Here is a 14,345-nt window from a genome sequence, read left to right on the forward strand (position 1 = left end):
CGCAGCCGCCCGGAACGACGCCGCGGAAGCGGTCGGTTGGTGAATCAGCCTGTCCATCCGGCTGCATCGCCGACCGCTTGCGGAGTACCCTTCCTTGATCGTTGAGATGGGGAGTGCTCGGGGGAGCGGAAGGCGGTGCGCGGGTGGGCTCGGGAGGGCTGGAGCTGCCCCCTGGCGGCGAGGGCCGGGAGGCGGACTCCGCGGACGACCCGCCCGGTGCGGTGTCCCTGACCCGGCCGAGGGGATCCCACTCCATAGGGCCGGAGCTGGACTGGGACGCCGGAGCCTGGCTCGAGGTGCGCACCCGCGCCCAGCGGGCCGGCCGCGCCTACATCTGGCTCAACCTCGTCGAGCAGCGGCTCCGCGCCGTGGTCGCCGCCGTCCTGCGGCCGGTCTACGAACCCGTCCACGGCGACGACTGGGTGGTCGCCGCGGCCGGCCCCGCCGGCCAGGAGTGGGTGCAGCGTGCCGTGGCCGTGCGCGAGGTCAGCCGCCGCAAGGGCTACCTGCTCGACCCGGCCGACGACAACGTCATCAGCTTCCTGACGCTGCCCCAGCTGCGTGAGCTGATGGTGCAGCACTGGCCCTGCTTCGAGCCGTACCTCGACGAGCGGCGGGACGTCGAGCTGGCGCTGGACGAGCTGGAGGTCACCCGCAACGTCGTCTCGCGCAACCGCGCCCTGTCCGAGGCCGTCCTCAACCAGGCGGAACGCGCCTCCGCGAGGCTCCTGGAGATCCTCGGCGCGGGCGGCGACGTGCCCTCCGCGCGACGGCTGCCGGTCGACGCGGTCGAGGACCTGGTGGGCGACCGGTACGCCGACGTGGTGGCCGTCCACCCGGACCGGGTGCGGCTGCTGCGGCAGTTCCCGGCCGAGGACATCTTCCGGGGCGCCCGCCGCCTCGACGCCGTCGGCATCGGGCTGAACCTGCTCGTGCAGAACTTCTCCGGGCGGCGCCTGGTGCGGCTGGCCGAGGCGGGCGCCAGGGTCCGCCTGCTGTTCCTCAACCCGGCCTCCAGCGCGGTGAAGCGGCGCGAGCGGGAACTCGGCCTCAAACGGGGTGAGCTGAGCCGCGCGGTGGAGATGAACATCCTGCACATGCGCCGGGTGCGGTCCCGGCTGCGCGATCCGGGCGCCTTCGAGATCCAGGTCTACGACGAGACGCCCCGCTTCACGGCCTACCTGGTCGACGGCGACGGCACGGACGGGATCGCGGTCGTGCAGTCCTACCTGCGCCGAGCCCGGGGTATGGAGGCGCCGGTGCTGGTGCTGCGCAACGGCAGCAGGGTGGTCAAGTCGGGTGAAGCGGACGAGGGCGGGCTCTTCCCCACTTACCGGGAGGAGTTCGAACTGGCCTGGGCCGACTCGCGACCCGTGTCCTGACCCGGCCGGCGGCGGGGCGCCGCGCGGGACACGGGGAGCGGACCGCGATCCTCCCGTTGTCAGAGGCGCATGCGAAGGTGGGGACCACCGGGGGAGAGCACCAGGAAGAAGGGGGAGGGCCATGGTCCGGCACCACCGCGAGCCGCTGATCGGCATCGGCCTGCAGACGGCGGGGACGCGTTCGGGCGGGAGGCGCGCCGGCGAGGGCGTCGCGGCCGTGGACGTCCGCTCCCCGAACGGGCGGCCGGCAGCCCCGCCCGGTGCCGCCGACGCGGCCCTCGCTCCGAGTACGGGGGCCGGGAGACCGCCGCGGGCTCCGCACCGGAGTGGGGGTCTGCGATGACCTGGATCAGCGAACCCGTGGCGGCCTTCGACCTCGAGACCACCGGTACCGACATCGAGACGGACCGGATCGTCTCCGCGGCCCTCGTCGCGGTGGAGACCGACGGGCGGGTCTCGCGGGAACGGACGTGGCTGCTCGACCCCGGCGTGCCCATCCCGGAGCAGGCGACGGCGATCCACGGCATCTCCACCCGCCGCGCCCGCGAGGAGGGCGTGCCCGCGGCGCAGGGGATAGCGGAGGTCGCGGAGAGCCTGGTCGGGGCGGTGAGGTCCGGCACACCGCTGGTGGTGATGAACGCGCGCTACGACCTCTCCCTGCTGGACCGCGAGTGCCGCCGGTACGGTCTCGAACCGCTGGTCGAGCGGTTGCGGGGGACGCCCGCGCATGTCATCGACCCCCTGGTCCTGGACAAGCACGCCGACCGCTACCGGAAGGGCAGAAGGACCCTGCAGGCCCTCTGCGAGCACTACGGCGTCTCGCTCGACAGGGCGCACGACGCCGTCGCGGACGCGCTGGCCGCGGCCCGCGCGGCCCGCAGGATGGGAACCGTGCACCCGGCCATAGGCGCGATCGCGCCGGCCGACCTGCACGAACTCCAGGTCCGTGCGGCCGCGGAGCAGGCGGCCTCCCTGCAGAGCTATCTGCGCCGCACCTCGAACCCCGAGGCGACCGTCGAACATGCCTGGCCCGTCGTGCCGTACCGGGGCTGAGGGGCCTCCGGTGCGGCCTCGGCGTCCTTTGCGGCCTCGGCGCCCTGCGCGGCCGGCGGTGTACCGGTCGTGCGGTGCGCGCGTTCCACCGCCTGGCCCCAGGAGGTACCGGCGACCATCAGGGCCGCTCCGAGGCCGGTGAGGACGGTGAAACGCTCGCCGCCGAGCGCGACGCCCACCGCCGCCGCCCACACCGGCTCGGTACCCAGCAGCAGGCTGGCCCGGCTCGCAGAGGTGCGCTGCACCGCCCAGGTCTGCGCGAGGAACGCGAACACGCTGCAGAACAGCGCCAGATACAGCAACTGGGCCCACACGGCCGCCGGGGCGGCCACGAGACCGGACAGCCGGGGCGCCGCCGCCGGCAGGAACAGCGCCGTGCCCACCAGTGTCTGCACCGTCGTCAGATGCAGCGGCCGGACGGGCCGGGCGGCCGTGAGCCGGCCGACGAGCGCCACATGCCCCGCCCGGACCCCGGCTGCGGCGAGCATCAGCAGATCGCCCGCGCGCGGCGCCTGGAAGCCGTTGCCGGACATCAGCAGCGCGATCGCCAGCACGCACACACCGGCGGCGGCGTAGAAGGAGGCCGGCAGCCCGGCGCGGTGGCCGGATCGGTCGAGAAGCGGGGTGAGCACGATGGTCAGGCTGATGATCAGGCCCGCGTTGGCGGCCGTGGTGTGGGCGACGCCGTACGTCTCCACGACCAGCACCGCGGCCTGCGTCAGACCCAGCGGAAGCCCCGCCCGCACCTCGTCCCCGGTCCAGCGGCGCCGGCCGCGGCCGGACCCGCGCCCGCCGGCCGACACCAGACCGAGGCAGACGAGTCCGGAGAGCAGGTAGCGGGCGAACAGCACGGTGAGCACGGGAAGCGCCGCCGCGGCCGTCTGGGCGGACAGATAACTGGAACCCCAGACGAGCGCGACCAGGAGGAGTACGGGATCGGTACGTCGGGCGTCGGTCACCCGCACACCGTGCCCCGCGCACCACTGTGAAGCCCAGAGCCACCTTCTAAAGCGATCTTTCAGATTTGCTTCATCATGGGCTTACACTGCGGAAATGGACGAACGGCAGTTGCGGATCCTCCGGGAGCTCGGCGAGCTGGGCAGCGTCAGCGCGGTCGCCGAGGCGATGCTGGTGACGCCTTCGGCCGTCTCGCAGCAGCTGCGGCTGCTCCAGCGCGCGATGCCGGTCCCGCTCACCGAGCGGCAGGGGCGGCGGCTGGCGCTCACCGACGCCGGACGGGCCCTGGCGGGCGCGGCCGCCGAGGTGGAGACGGCGCTGGCGCGGGCCAGGGGCGCCGTGCAGGAGTTCGTCGCCCGGGAGGACGGCGAGGTGTCCCTGGCCGCGTTCCACAGCGCGGGCGCCGCCTTCTTCCCGCTGCTGCTGCGGGCCCTCGCCGACCCCGGTGCGCCCCGCCTGGCGCTCGCCGACGAGGACGTACCGCAGGAGGACTTCCCCCGGCTCGCCCGGGAGTACGACCTGGTGCTCGCGCACCGCCTCGACCACGCCCCGCCCTGGCCCCGGACCGTCACGGCCACGACGCTGCTCCGCGAACCCCTCGACGTGGCCATGCCCGCCGGGCACCCGCTCGCCGCCCGGCGGCGGGTGACGCCCCAGGACGTCGCCGACGAGCAGTGGATCACCGTGCACGACGGCTTCCCGGTACTGGCCACCGTCGAGGCCATCGCCGCGGCGGCGGGCCGCCGGCTCAGGCTCGCCCACCGCATCAACGAGTTCGCCGTGGTCGCCGAGGCCGTCGCCGCCGGCGGAGGCATCGCCCTGATGCCCCGCTGGACGATGCGACCGCACCCGGCACTCGTGCTCCGCCCCCTCCACGGCGTGCGCGCGAGTCGGCACATCGACGCCCTGTACCGCCCCGAACGGACGGCTCGCCGGGCCGTCCGCACCGTCCTGACGGAACTGCACCGCGCGGCCCGCGCTATCCGGCAGCAGGACACCGGGGAAGGGGAAACCGGGGACGGAGGCACCGGGGATCAGGATCGGACGGAGGAACACAGCCGCGGCAGCGGGGCGGCCGGGCCGACCGGTGCGGACGCAGTCGGCGGGCCGACCGGTGCGGGCGGAGGGGCGCGCGGGACGAGGACGGTCGGCTAGACCGGGGCGGGCGGGGCGGGCGGGGCGGGCGGGCTACCCGGGGGCGGGCCGGGCTCGGCGCTCAGAACGAGTGCCACCGCACCGTCTCGTCCCCCTCCCGCAGCGACGCGACCCGGCGCCGGAACTCGGCCAGCGCCCCCGGGTTGCCCGGCGCGTGCTGGGCCACCCAGGCGCAACCGGCGGTCTCGCGGGCGCCGCGCAGCACCGAGCAGCCCTCCCAGCCGCGCACGTCCCACCCGTAGGCCTCGGTGAAGGCGGCGTATCCCTCGTCCGGCAGGCCGTACCGGTCGTGGGCGAGGGCCATCACCACCAGGTCGTGCTCGCGGAAGTCGGCGGAGAAGGTCTCCAGGTCGACCAGGACCGGGCCGTCCGGGCCGATGTGCACGTTGCGCGGCAACGCGTCCCCGTGGATCGGGCCCGGGGGCAGACACGGCGTCAGCGCCCCGGCCGCCGCCGCGAACCCGTCCCGCCGCTCCCGCAGGTACGCCGCGTCCGCCGGGTCGATCGCGCCGCCCGCCAGCCGCAGCCAGCGCTCCACCCCGCCCAGCAGCTCCCGCGGCGGCAGCGTGAACGGCGGAGCGGGCAGCGCGTGCACGATGCGCAGCAGGACGGCCAGGTCGTCCGGTCCGGCCGGCCGCACCGCGTCGGGCAGCCGGTGCCACACGGTCACCGGGTGCCCCGCCACCAGGCGCGGCTCCGGTTCCGCGGCCCGTACCGCGGGTACGTCCGCCCCGGCCAGCCACCGGGCGACGTCCAGTTCGCGCCGCGCCCGGCCGAGGAGTTCCTCGTCCCGGCCGACCTTGACCACCAGGTCCGCGGCTGCGAACACGGCGTTCTCGCCCAGGGCGAGCAACCGGGCGTTCCCGGCGGCGCCGGGCAGTACCGCCGCCGCGTCCAGGACCTCCCGAGCCCGCTCCTCGTCCATCGCCCGCCTCCCTGTCGCCACCTCACGCCGAGCCCGCCCACCGGGACGGCCGCACCCGCTCCCGCGGCGCGCACTGCCCAACCCCCGACGCGCCACCCCGCGGCCAGTGTCCCATCCGCCGCGTGCACACCGGCCCCGCGAGCACGGAGGCCGGCGAACATCCGTGTCGCTCGTGCACCGAGCCTTCGTCGCCCCTGGTACGGCTGACGTGTCTCGGTCAGCCGCCAAGTGCCGGGCCGGGGCGTGTCCGGGCGCGGCTCGGCGGGCTTCAGGCCCGCACCGGTTCGCCCGGCCCGTCCGCGTCCGCCGCGGCGACGATCTCCTGCGGCGACTCGTCGTGGGTGAGGTCCGGCAGGCGGTGCATCCACTTCGGCAGGTACCAGTTGCGCTCACCCAGCAGGGCCATCACCGCCGGCAGCAGCACGCCGCGGATGACGGTCGCGTCGATGAGTACCGCGGCCGCGAGACCCACGCCCATCTGCTTCATCGACTGCATGGACAGCGTGCCGAAGATGGCGAAGACGGCCACCATGATCACGGCGGCGCTGGTGACGACGCCCGCCGTGGTGACCACGCCGTGGGTGATCGCGTCCCTGGTGGTGCGGCCGCGCAGTCGTGCCTCCCGGATCCGGGACACCACGAACACGTGGTAGTCCATCGACAGGCCGAAGAGGATCACGAAGAGGAACAGCGGCAGCCAGGTGATGATCGCGCCGACGCCCTGCGCGCCCACCAGCGAGGCGCCCCAGCCGTGCTGGAAGACGGCCACCAGGATGCCGTAGGCGGCGCCCACCGACAGCAGGTTCAGCAGGATCGACGTGATCGCCACGGTCAACGAGCGGAACGAGAGCAGCATCAGGAGGAAGGCGAAGACCACGACGAAGGCGAAGACCGGGACCACCGAGCCGATCAACTGGTCGTTGAAGTCCTGCGAGCCGGCGACCTGACCGGTGATCGGCGCCTGGACGCCGTCCACCTTGCCGAGGGTGGCGGGCCGGACCTCCTCGCGCAGCTTCCGCAGGCTCTCGCCGGCCTTGTCCTGGTCGGAGCCGCCGACCAGGGGGACGTACACCAGGGCGATGTTCCGGTCCTCGTGCAGCTTGATCTCGACGGGCCCGCGGGAGGCACCCGAACTGATCGCGCGGTCCTTGAAGGCGGCCAGTGCGGACCGCACCTCGGGCGCGGTGACGTCCTTCGCCCTGACGACGACCTCGGCCGGTTCGGAACCGCCCGGGAAGGCCTCGTTGACCCGGTTGTAGGTCTGCACGATGGGCAGCGAGTCGCCGAACTCCTGGTCCAGGGTGAGCTGCTGGGTCTTCATGCCGAGCGCGGGAGCGGCTATCGCGGCCAGCGCGCCGGCCGCCACCACCACCGACACCACCGGCCGGGCCAGCACGCCCCGCAGCACTGCCGACCAGATCCGGCTGCCGCCGTCGCCGCTGCGCCGCCGCCGGCGCAGGAACGGGATCCTGCCCTTCTCCACCCGCTCGCCGAGCAGCGACAGCAGCGCGGGCAGCACGGTCACCGAGCCGACCATCGCGACCGCGACGACCATCAGCGAGGCCAGACCCATCGCCTCGAACTCGGCGAGTCCCGTGAACAGCATGCCCGCCATGGCCACGCACACCGTGACACCCGAGACGACGATCGCCCGGCCGCTGGTGGCGGCGGCGATCCGCAGCGCCGTCTGCGGGTCCCGGCCGGCCTCCCGCTCCTCCCGCTCGCGGCGCAGGTAGAACAGGCAGTAGTCGACGCCGACGGCCATCCCGACCAGCAGCATCACGGAGTTGGCGGTGTCGCTCATCGGCTGGAGGTGGCTGACGACACCCATCAGACCCATCGTCGCCATGATCGCGGTGACCGCCAGAGCCACCGGCAGCAGCGCCGCGACCAGCGCACCGAAGGCGATGAGCAGAATGCCGAGCGCCACCGGCACGGCGGAGTACTCGGCCTTCCGGAAGTCGTCGCCGAACGCGTCGTCGAAGGTCTTCCGCATGCTGGCGCCGCCGATCTCCTCGATCCGCAGCGTCTCGTGCTCCTTCTGCACCCCCTCGACCGCCTCGAGGACCGGTTCCACCCGGTCGCCCGCGGTCTCGGCGTCGCCCCGCATGTCGAACTGGACCAGTGCGCTGCGGCCGTCCGCGGAGATCGTCCTCGTGTCGTACGGCGATGTGACGCCGGTGACCCGGCCGGTGCCCCGGACGGCGGCGACGACGTCGGTGACCGCGGAGCGGAACCCGGCGTCCGTCGCCCGTGTCCGGTCGTCCCTGGCCTGGACGAGTACCGACTCGCCGGCCGGCTCCTCGATCCCCGCTTCCTCGATGATCTTCGCGGCGGTGTGCGTCTCGCCGCTGAGCTGGTCGCTGTCCTTGACGTCGATCCGGCCCGCGGCCGACCCGAGCCCCATCGCCAGGACCACGAACAGCACCCAGATGCCGACCGCCGCCCAGCGGTGCCGGGCGCTCCAGCCGCCGGCCCGGGCCGCGACGCCCCGGACCCGCGTTCCTCCACTCCCCATGACGGGCCTGCCCCCTCGTGCGCGGTCGCGGCACCCTGCCGCCACCCTTCTCCATCAAGGTAGGGGTCGAATAAAGCCATCTCGTCGTGCTCCCCGGTGAGCCGCGCATGGCTCGGATCCTCCGTTCGGCCCCCGCGCCCTCCCCTCCGGGGAGGAGCGTGACCCCTACATCTACCGGCTCTTCTTAGGGCCGCGCATCAGGGGGACCGGCCGCCCGCGCGGCTCGCCGCGCGCCTCCCGCACCCTCTGTGAACAAGCCACAGCGGCGAAGGGGTTGTTGAAGGCGGGCCCTTCGATCGGTCATCGTGGCGGGCACCTCCACCGAGGCCGCGGCCGTCGCGCCCACCCCCACGGGGCACGAAGGCCGCTCCCGCGCCCGGCGGCGGGCCGCCGGCGGCCCGCCGCCGGGCGCCGGCCGCCACCTGCCGCGGCGGCGCCGGCGGGGCACGGATATCGGCCCCGTCACCACCGTCCGCTCGGCCGTGCGACGCCGCACCGGAGCCGCCGGCGCTCGTCCGCCCCCTCCGGAGGTCCTAGGCTGAGGCCGATGACGACGACGTACGCGGCGCTGCTGCGCGGAATCAACGTGGGAGCGGCAAGGAAGCTGCCGATGGCCGAACTGCGCGCCCTGATGGCGGAGGAACTCGGCCACCTGCGGGTGCGCACCCACCTGCAGAGCGGTCAGGCCGTCTTCGCCGCCGACCGCGGCGACGAGGACAGCCTCGCCGCCGAACTGGCCCGGGCGATCGAGCGGCGGTTCGGCTTCGCCGTCGACGTCCTGGTACGCGACCACGCCTACCTGGAGTCCGTCGTCGCGGCCTGCCCGTTCCCGGCCGCCGGGCTGGAGGCCCGTCAGCTCCACGCCACCTACCTCTCGGAGCCCGTCGCACCCGAGCGTTTCGCGGACGTCGACCCGGCGGCCCACCTTCCCGAGGAGTTCCGCCTCGGGGACCGGGTCCTCTACCTGTACCTTCCGGACGGCATCGGCCGCTCCAAGCTCGCCCAGGCCCTGTCCCGGGGCCGGGCCGCCGCGCACCTGACCGCCACCACCCGCAACTGGAACACGGTGGTCAAGCTCGCCGAGCTCACCCGGGACTGAGCCCGGCGGCCCCGGCGGCCCGTTGTGGGCCGAGCCCCGTGCGGGCCGAGTGACTGGACCGAGCGGGCGAGCGAGTGGACCAAGAGGAAGGCGGCCGATTGGACCGCTCACCGGGACCGGGCGGCGCCTAGCGTCGTGAGCATGACGAGCACACCACCCACCCGCGTCGACTGCTGGTTCGACCCCGCCTGCCCCTTCGCCTGGATCACCTCCCGCTGGCTGCTGGAGGTCGAGCGGGAGCGCCCGCTCGACCTCCGCTTCCGGGTGATGAGCCTGTACCTGCACAACCAGGGCAACGACCTGCCGGACTGGTACCGGGCACTGGTCGACCGGTCGATCGGCCCGGTGCGGGTCGCGGTGGCCGCCGCCGACCGGCACGGAGACAAGGTGCTGCGCGACCTCTACACCGCCTTCGGCATCCGTATCCACGAAGGCGGGCGGCAGGACTTCGACACGGTCGTCACCGAGTCCCTGGCCGCGCTCGGCCTGCCCGCGGACCTCGCCGACGCCGCGCACGACCCGGCGTACGACGACGCCGTCCGCCGCAGCCACCGGGCCGGCGCCGAACCCGCCTCCGGCGGCTACGTCGGCACCCCCACCCTGCACGTCGACGGGACGGTGTGGTTCGGGCCCGTGCTGCGGGCCGTCCCGCGCGGGCGGCGGGCCGCCGAACTCTTCGACGGCTTCCGCGCACTGGCCGCCGACCCCGACGTCTTCGAAGTCAAGAGGACCCGCACCGGCAGCCTCTCCTTCGACTGACCGGCGCGCCCGGGGCGCCGGCCTACGCGCCGAGTGCGGCCCGGGCCGGGGTGCGGGCCGCGTCGTAGCGGCGGAGCAGCAGCCGCGCCACCTCCGGCGCCGGGCCCAGCACCTCCGCGCGCACGTCCGCCCCCGCGGCGCCCCGCGCGATACGGTCCGGCAGGAAGCCCGGCGCCAGGACGTACGGCGCGACGGCGACCCGTGCGCAGCCCGCCGCGCGCAGCTCCCGCACCGCGTCCTCGGTGCGGGGAAGGGACGCGGAGGCGAACGCAGGCCGCACGGCGCACCAACCGGTGCGCCGCCACTCCCGCGCGATTGCTGCGATCACTGCGCCCGCCTCCGGGTCGGTGGACCCCGCCGAGGCCAGTACGACCCCGGTCGAGGACTTGTCGGCGGGGGACAGCCCCGCCTCGTGAAGACGCCTCTCCAGGGCCGCGAGCAGCAGCGGCGACGGCCCGAGGACCTCGGCCTGCCGGACCCGCAGCCCCTGCGGCGCCCGGCGCAGCACGGCCGGGATGTCCGCCTTGGCGTGGAAGGCGCGCGTCAGCAGCAGGGGCTGCGCCACCACGTCGCGGACCCCTTCGGCGGCCAGCGATTCGAGTACACCCTGGACGGACGGCACGTTGAAGTCGAGGAACCCGGTCTCCACGCGCAGCCCCGGCCGCATCGACCGCACCCGCTGCACCAGCGCGTGCACGGTCGCGGCGTGCCGCGGGTCGCGGCTGCCGTGGGCGACGACGAGCAGGACCTCCGGCTGCCCGGGGTGCCCGGGGTGCCCGTGCCCGGCGCGCGGGTGCCTGGTGTGCCTGTGCATGGCGTACCTCAGTTCCTCACCAGCAGGCCGCGGCCGCGCAGCACCCGGCGCTCCAGCGGGCTGAAGATCAGCAGGTCGATCGCGATGCCGACGAACAGGATCAGGATGATCGCCTCGAACACCATCGGCATGGAGCTGGCGTTGCGGCCGTTCTGCAGCAGCGCGCCCAACCCGATGCCGAGGTCGGGGGAGGAGGCGATGATCTCCGCGGCCATCAGCGACCGCCAGGAGAACGCCCAGCCCTGCTTGAGCCCGGCCAGGTAGCCGGGCAGCGCGGCCGGCATGACGATGTGCCGGGCGCCCTTCAGGCCGGTCGCGCCCAGGGTGCGGCCCGCCCGCAGGAACAGCGGCGGCACCTGGTCGACGCCGGAGACCAGGCCGTTGGCGATGGACGGCACCGCGCCGAGCAGGATCACCGCGTACATCATGGAGTTGTCCAGGCCCAGCCAGATCACCGCGGCCGGCACCCACGCCACCGAGGGCAGCGACTGCAGACCCGACATGATCGGGCCGATCGCGGCGCGCACGAACCTCACCCGCGCCACCAGCAGCCCCAGCGGGGTTCCGATGGCGAGCGCGAGCAGGAAGCCCAGCAGACCGCGGGAGACGCTGGTCCAGACGTAGCCGAGCAGGGTGCCCTGCAGCCACGCCTCGCGGAACTCGCGGCCGACGTCCGCGGGGGAGGGCAGCTTCGTCGGGTCGTCGACGATCCCCAGCGAGATCAGGCCCTGCCAGACCAGCAGCACCACGGCGATACCGATGACCGGCGGCAGTACCTTGTCGACGAGGGTCCGGCGGAGCGGCGGCCGGCTCGGCGTGGAGGTCTCCAGGGCGTCCAGGCCCGCCTCCAGGCCGCCGAGGCCGTCCTTGGCGGACGTCTCGCCGCCGGCGGGGGTGCGGGCCGCCGGGCCGGTCGTGTCAGTGCTGGCCATGGCGGCGGATCTCCCCACGCAGTACTTCCGTGATCTCCCGGGACAGTTCGGCCACCGGGGCGTCCTCGATGCGGCGGGGCTGCGGGAGGTCGACGCGCCACTCGCGCGCCACGCGGCCGGGCCGGGAGGACAGCAGCACCACGCGCTGGGAGAGGCGGACCGCCTCGCGCACGTTGTGCGTGACGAAGAGGACGGACAGGCCCGTCTCCGCCCAGATCCGGGTCAGCTCGTCGTGCAGCACGTCCCGGGTGATCGCGTCCAGCGCCGCGAACGGCTCGTCCATCAGCAGCAGCCGGCTGTCCTGCGCGAGCGCCCGGGCCATCGCCACCCGTTGGCGCATGCCGCCGGAGAGCTGGTGGATCCGTTTGCCGTACGAGCCCTTCAGCCGGACGAGTTCGAGCAGTTCCTCGGCGCGTCCGCGGCGCTCGGCCCGGGGCACGCCCCGCAGCCGCAGGGCGAGTTCGATGTTCCTGCCCGCGGTCAGCCACGGGAACAGCGCGTGCTCCTGGAACATCAGGGCGGGCCGCCCGTCGGTGGTGATGCCGCCGGAGGTGGGCCGGTCCAGTCCGGCGACCAGGTTCAGCAGGGTGGACTTGCCGCAGCCGGAGGCGCCGAGGAGGGTGACGAACTCGCCCGGGGCGACATCGAGCGAGATGTCGTCCAGCACGAGCTGCCGGCCGGCGGCGCCGCCGAAGGACTTCGAGACGTGCTCGATGCGGGCGGCATGCCCGACCGTCTCGACGTCGTCGGCCCTGACGATCGTGGTGGCCATGGTCGTCACCTCCTGGGGAACTCCCGGAACCTGGCTGGTCCGGGTCTGTGCGGGCTGGTGCGTTGCTCGTCCGGTCATGCGGCCTGCTCCGCTCCGAGGCCCGCGTCGCCGACGGCGGGTTGGCCCCTGGCGCGCAGGACCCTGTTCAGGAGGGTCAGGTCGTAGATGCCGGCCAGTTCCGGGCGCTTCAGCAGTCCGGCCCGCACCGCGTGGTCCGCCTGGGCGGCGAGCGTGGCGGCCAGCGGGTCGTCGGTGACCCGGACGGACTCCCACGCCGGGTCGAGGACGTCCGCGGGCAGCGGCTTGCCGACGTCCTTCGCCAGTTGCTCGTTCGCCGCCGCCCTGGCCTCCTCGGGATGCGACCCGATCCAGGCGTTGGTCTCCACGGATGCCTTCAGTACCGCCTCGACGGCCTTCGGGTGCTCCTCCAGGAACGACTGCGACACGACCACGTTCGTGGTTGCGAACGAGTGGCCGGGCCACAGCGACGCCTCGTCCAGCAGCACCTTGGCGCCCTCGGCGACCAGCATGGACGCCGTCGGCTCCGGCACCCACGCCCCGTCGATCGCCCCGGACCGGTAGGCGTCCGGCACGACCTTGTCGTCGGTGCGGATCACCGACACGTCGCCCTTGCCGCTCTGCGCGTCGACGCTCCAGCCCTGGCGGTCGATCCAGTCCAGCAGTGCCACGTCCTGGGTGTTGCCGAGTTGCGGGGTCGCGATCCGCTTGCCCCTGACGTCCCGCGGGCTGCGGATCCTCTCCGGGTCCACCACGAGTTTCACCCCGCCGGAGACCGATCCGCTGACGATGCGCAGGTTCCTGCCGCCGGACCGGGTGTAGCCGTTCACCGCCGGGGACGGACCGATCCAGCCGATGTCGACGGAGCCGGAGTTCAGCGCCTCGATCTCGGCCGGACCCGAACCGAAGACCTGGTAGGTGGCCCTGGTGCCGCCCAGCGCGCCCTGGAAGAAGCCCTTGCGGGCGGCGACCAGCGCGGTGGCGTGGGTGACGTTGGCGAAGTAGCCGATCCGCACGGAGTCCAGTCCGTCGGTCCGCACCGCGCCCGCCGGAATCCGGACGGCGTCGTCCTCCGGAGCCCGGGAGCCGTAGCCGCAGGCCGCCAGCACGAACAGCGGCAGCACGGCCAGGACCGCCAGGGGGCGGCGCAGGGCTGGGATGGCTGGCACGGGAGGAGTTCCTCTCGTCGGCCCGGCGGTCACGGACCGTCAGGTCGTGGCCGGGAGGTCGGCAGGACTTTTTGGTCCGTGGCGGACACCGCGGGTACCGCTCACCGCGCACATCGGGTCACTCCGCCCCGCCCGGTGCTGAGGACGCCGCCCCCGGAGGGCGTCCGGGGGCTTTTCCGGCCGGCGCTGCCGCGCCGCTCCGCGGAGGCAGGGCGGTGGTCGGGAGAACGCATCTCAGAAGTCCCACCCGTCGTCCTCGTCCTCGTCCTTCACCGGTTCCGGCGCGGCGAACGACTCGCCGACCATGCCCGCGGTGAGGGTGGTGCCGTCGCTCGGGTCGATCAGGATGAACGAGCCGGTGCGCCGGGAGTCCGCGTAGGAGTCGGCCGGCAGCGGCTCCGCGGTGCGGATCTTCACCCGGCCGATGTCGTTGGCGGCCAGCCGGCCCGGGTGCGGGTGCAGGGACAGGTCCGCGAGGGTCAGCCGGGAGGGGATGTCCTTGACGATCGCCTTGACCGTGCGGGTGCCGTGCTTGAGCAGCACCCGGTGGCCCAGGGCGAGCGGCTGGTCCGCGACGTGGCAGACGGTCGCCTCCAGGTCCTGCGTGGTCGCCGGGGCGTCCGTGCTCGGCACGATCAGGTCGCCGCGCGAGATGTCGATGTCGTCGGCCAGCAGCAGCGTCACCGACTGCGGGGTCCAGGCCACGTCGACCGGCTCGCCGAGCAGGCTGATCCCGCTGACGGTGGTGGTGCGGCCGGAGGGCAGGACGGTGACCGGGTCGCCGACGCGGAA

Annotated in this window: 12 protein-coding genes and 1 pseudogene; 5 read left to right on the forward strand and 8 right to left on the reverse strand. The window is 74.1% G+C overall.

Features of this window, described 5'->3' with window-relative positions; all coding sequences use genetic code 11:
- The first annotated feature begins 143 nt into the window (after window positions 1-143).
- Both ACL02U_RS17335 and ACL02U_RS17340 read left to right on the forward strand, forming a co-directional pair.
- On the forward strand, window positions 144-1,382 hold the full coding sequence (locus tag ACL02U_RS17335; RefSeq protein WP_412791759.1) for an SAV2148 family HEPN domain-containing protein: 1,239 nt from the start codon (window positions 144-146) through the stop codon (window positions 1,380-1,382).
- A 339-nt stretch (window positions 1,383-1,721) separates the two neighbouring features.
- Window positions 1,722-2,435 (forward strand): 3'-5' exonuclease, encoded by a 714-nt coding sequence (locus tag ACL02U_RS17340; RefSeq protein ID WP_412791745.1) that lies wholly within the window; start codon window positions 1,722-1,724, stop codon window positions 2,433-2,435.
- On the opposite strand, the gene ACL02U_RS17345 is transcribed toward ACL02U_RS17340, so the two are convergent.
- Window positions 2,363-3,394: a DMT family transporter gene (locus ACL02U_RS17345; protein ID WP_412791746.1), complete on the reverse strand. Its 1,032-nt coding sequence runs from the start codon at window positions 3,392-3,394 to the stop codon at window positions 2,363-2,365. The two genes, ACL02U_RS17340 and ACL02U_RS17345, sit on opposite strands and share 73 nt — an antisense overlap.
- 94 nt (window positions 3,395-3,488) lie before the next feature.
- Between ACL02U_RS17345 and ACL02U_RS17350 the strand changes: the two are divergent.
- A pseudogene (locus tag ACL02U_RS17350) lies at window positions 3,489-4,391 on the forward strand (LysR family transcriptional regulator); the annotation flags it as partial.
- A 217-nt stretch (window positions 4,392-4,608) separates the two neighbouring features.
- Here ACL02U_RS17350 and ACL02U_RS17355 read toward each other — a convergent pair.
- Together ACL02U_RS17355 and ACL02U_RS17360 are read right to left on the reverse strand one after the other, a co-directional pair.
- The gene (locus tag ACL02U_RS17355; protein WP_412791747.1) at window positions 4,609-5,472 is read right to left on the reverse strand and encodes an aminoglycoside phosphotransferase family protein; all 864 of its coding nucleotides are present in this window, start codon (window positions 5,470-5,472) and stop codon (window positions 4,609-4,611) included.
- A 268-nt stretch (window positions 5,473-5,740) separates the two neighbouring features.
- Window positions 5,741-7,990, reverse strand: coding sequence for an MMPL family transporter (locus tag ACL02U_RS17360; RefSeq protein ID WP_412791748.1), 2,250 nt, complete (start codon window positions 7,988-7,990; stop codon window positions 5,741-5,743).
- A 547-nt stretch (window positions 7,991-8,537) separates the two neighbouring features.
- Between ACL02U_RS17360 and ACL02U_RS17365 the strand changes: the two genes are divergently transcribed.
- Complete coding sequence (locus ACL02U_RS17365) at window positions 8,538-9,089, forward strand: DUF1697 domain-containing protein (RefSeq protein WP_412791749.1); 552 nt, start codon at window positions 8,538-8,540, stop codon at window positions 9,087-9,089.
- A gap of 141 nt (window positions 9,090-9,230) precedes the next feature.
- Window positions 9,231-9,848 (forward strand): DsbA family protein, encoded by a 618-nt coding sequence (locus ACL02U_RS17370; RefSeq protein ID WP_412791750.1) that lies wholly within the window; start codon window positions 9,231-9,233, stop codon window positions 9,846-9,848.
- A gap of 22 nt (window positions 9,849-9,870) precedes the next feature.
- On the opposite strand, the gene ACL02U_RS17375 is transcribed toward ACL02U_RS17370, so the two are convergent.
- The 5 genes from ACL02U_RS17375 to ACL02U_RS17395 form a co-directional block, all read right to left on the reverse strand.
- Window positions 9,871-10,662, reverse strand: a complete 792-nt coding sequence (locus ACL02U_RS17375; protein ID WP_412791751.1) for a sirohydrochlorin chelatase — start codon at window positions 10,660-10,662, stop codon at window positions 9,871-9,873.
- Window positions 10,663-10,670: 8 nt separating this feature from the next.
- Window positions 10,671-11,594, reverse strand: coding sequence for an ABC transporter permease (locus ACL02U_RS17380; RefSeq protein ID WP_412791752.1), 924 nt, complete (start codon window positions 11,592-11,594; stop codon window positions 10,671-10,673).
- Complete coding sequence (locus ACL02U_RS17385) at window positions 11,581-12,366, reverse strand: ABC transporter ATP-binding protein (RefSeq protein WP_412791760.1); 786 nt, start codon at window positions 12,364-12,366, stop codon at window positions 11,581-11,583. Before ACL02U_RS17385 ends, ACL02U_RS17380 begins: the two co-directional genes overlap by 14 nt.
- 74 nt (window positions 12,367-12,440) lie before the next feature.
- Entirely contained in the window at window positions 12,441-13,553 is a 1,113-nt protein-coding gene (locus tag ACL02U_RS17390; protein ID WP_412791753.1) for an aliphatic sulfonate ABC transporter substrate-binding protein, read from the reverse strand.
- Between the two features lie 234 nt (window positions 13,554-13,787).
- The coding region (locus ACL02U_RS17395; protein ID WP_412791754.1) for an elongation factor 1-alpha C-terminal domain-related protein at window positions 13,788-14,345 on the reverse strand (558 nt) is incomplete at its 5' end.

Source organism: Streptomyces sp. MS06, assembly GCF_047200655.1.
Classification (GTDB): domain Bacteria; phylum Actinomycetota; class Actinomycetes; order Streptomycetales; family Streptomycetaceae; genus Streptomyces.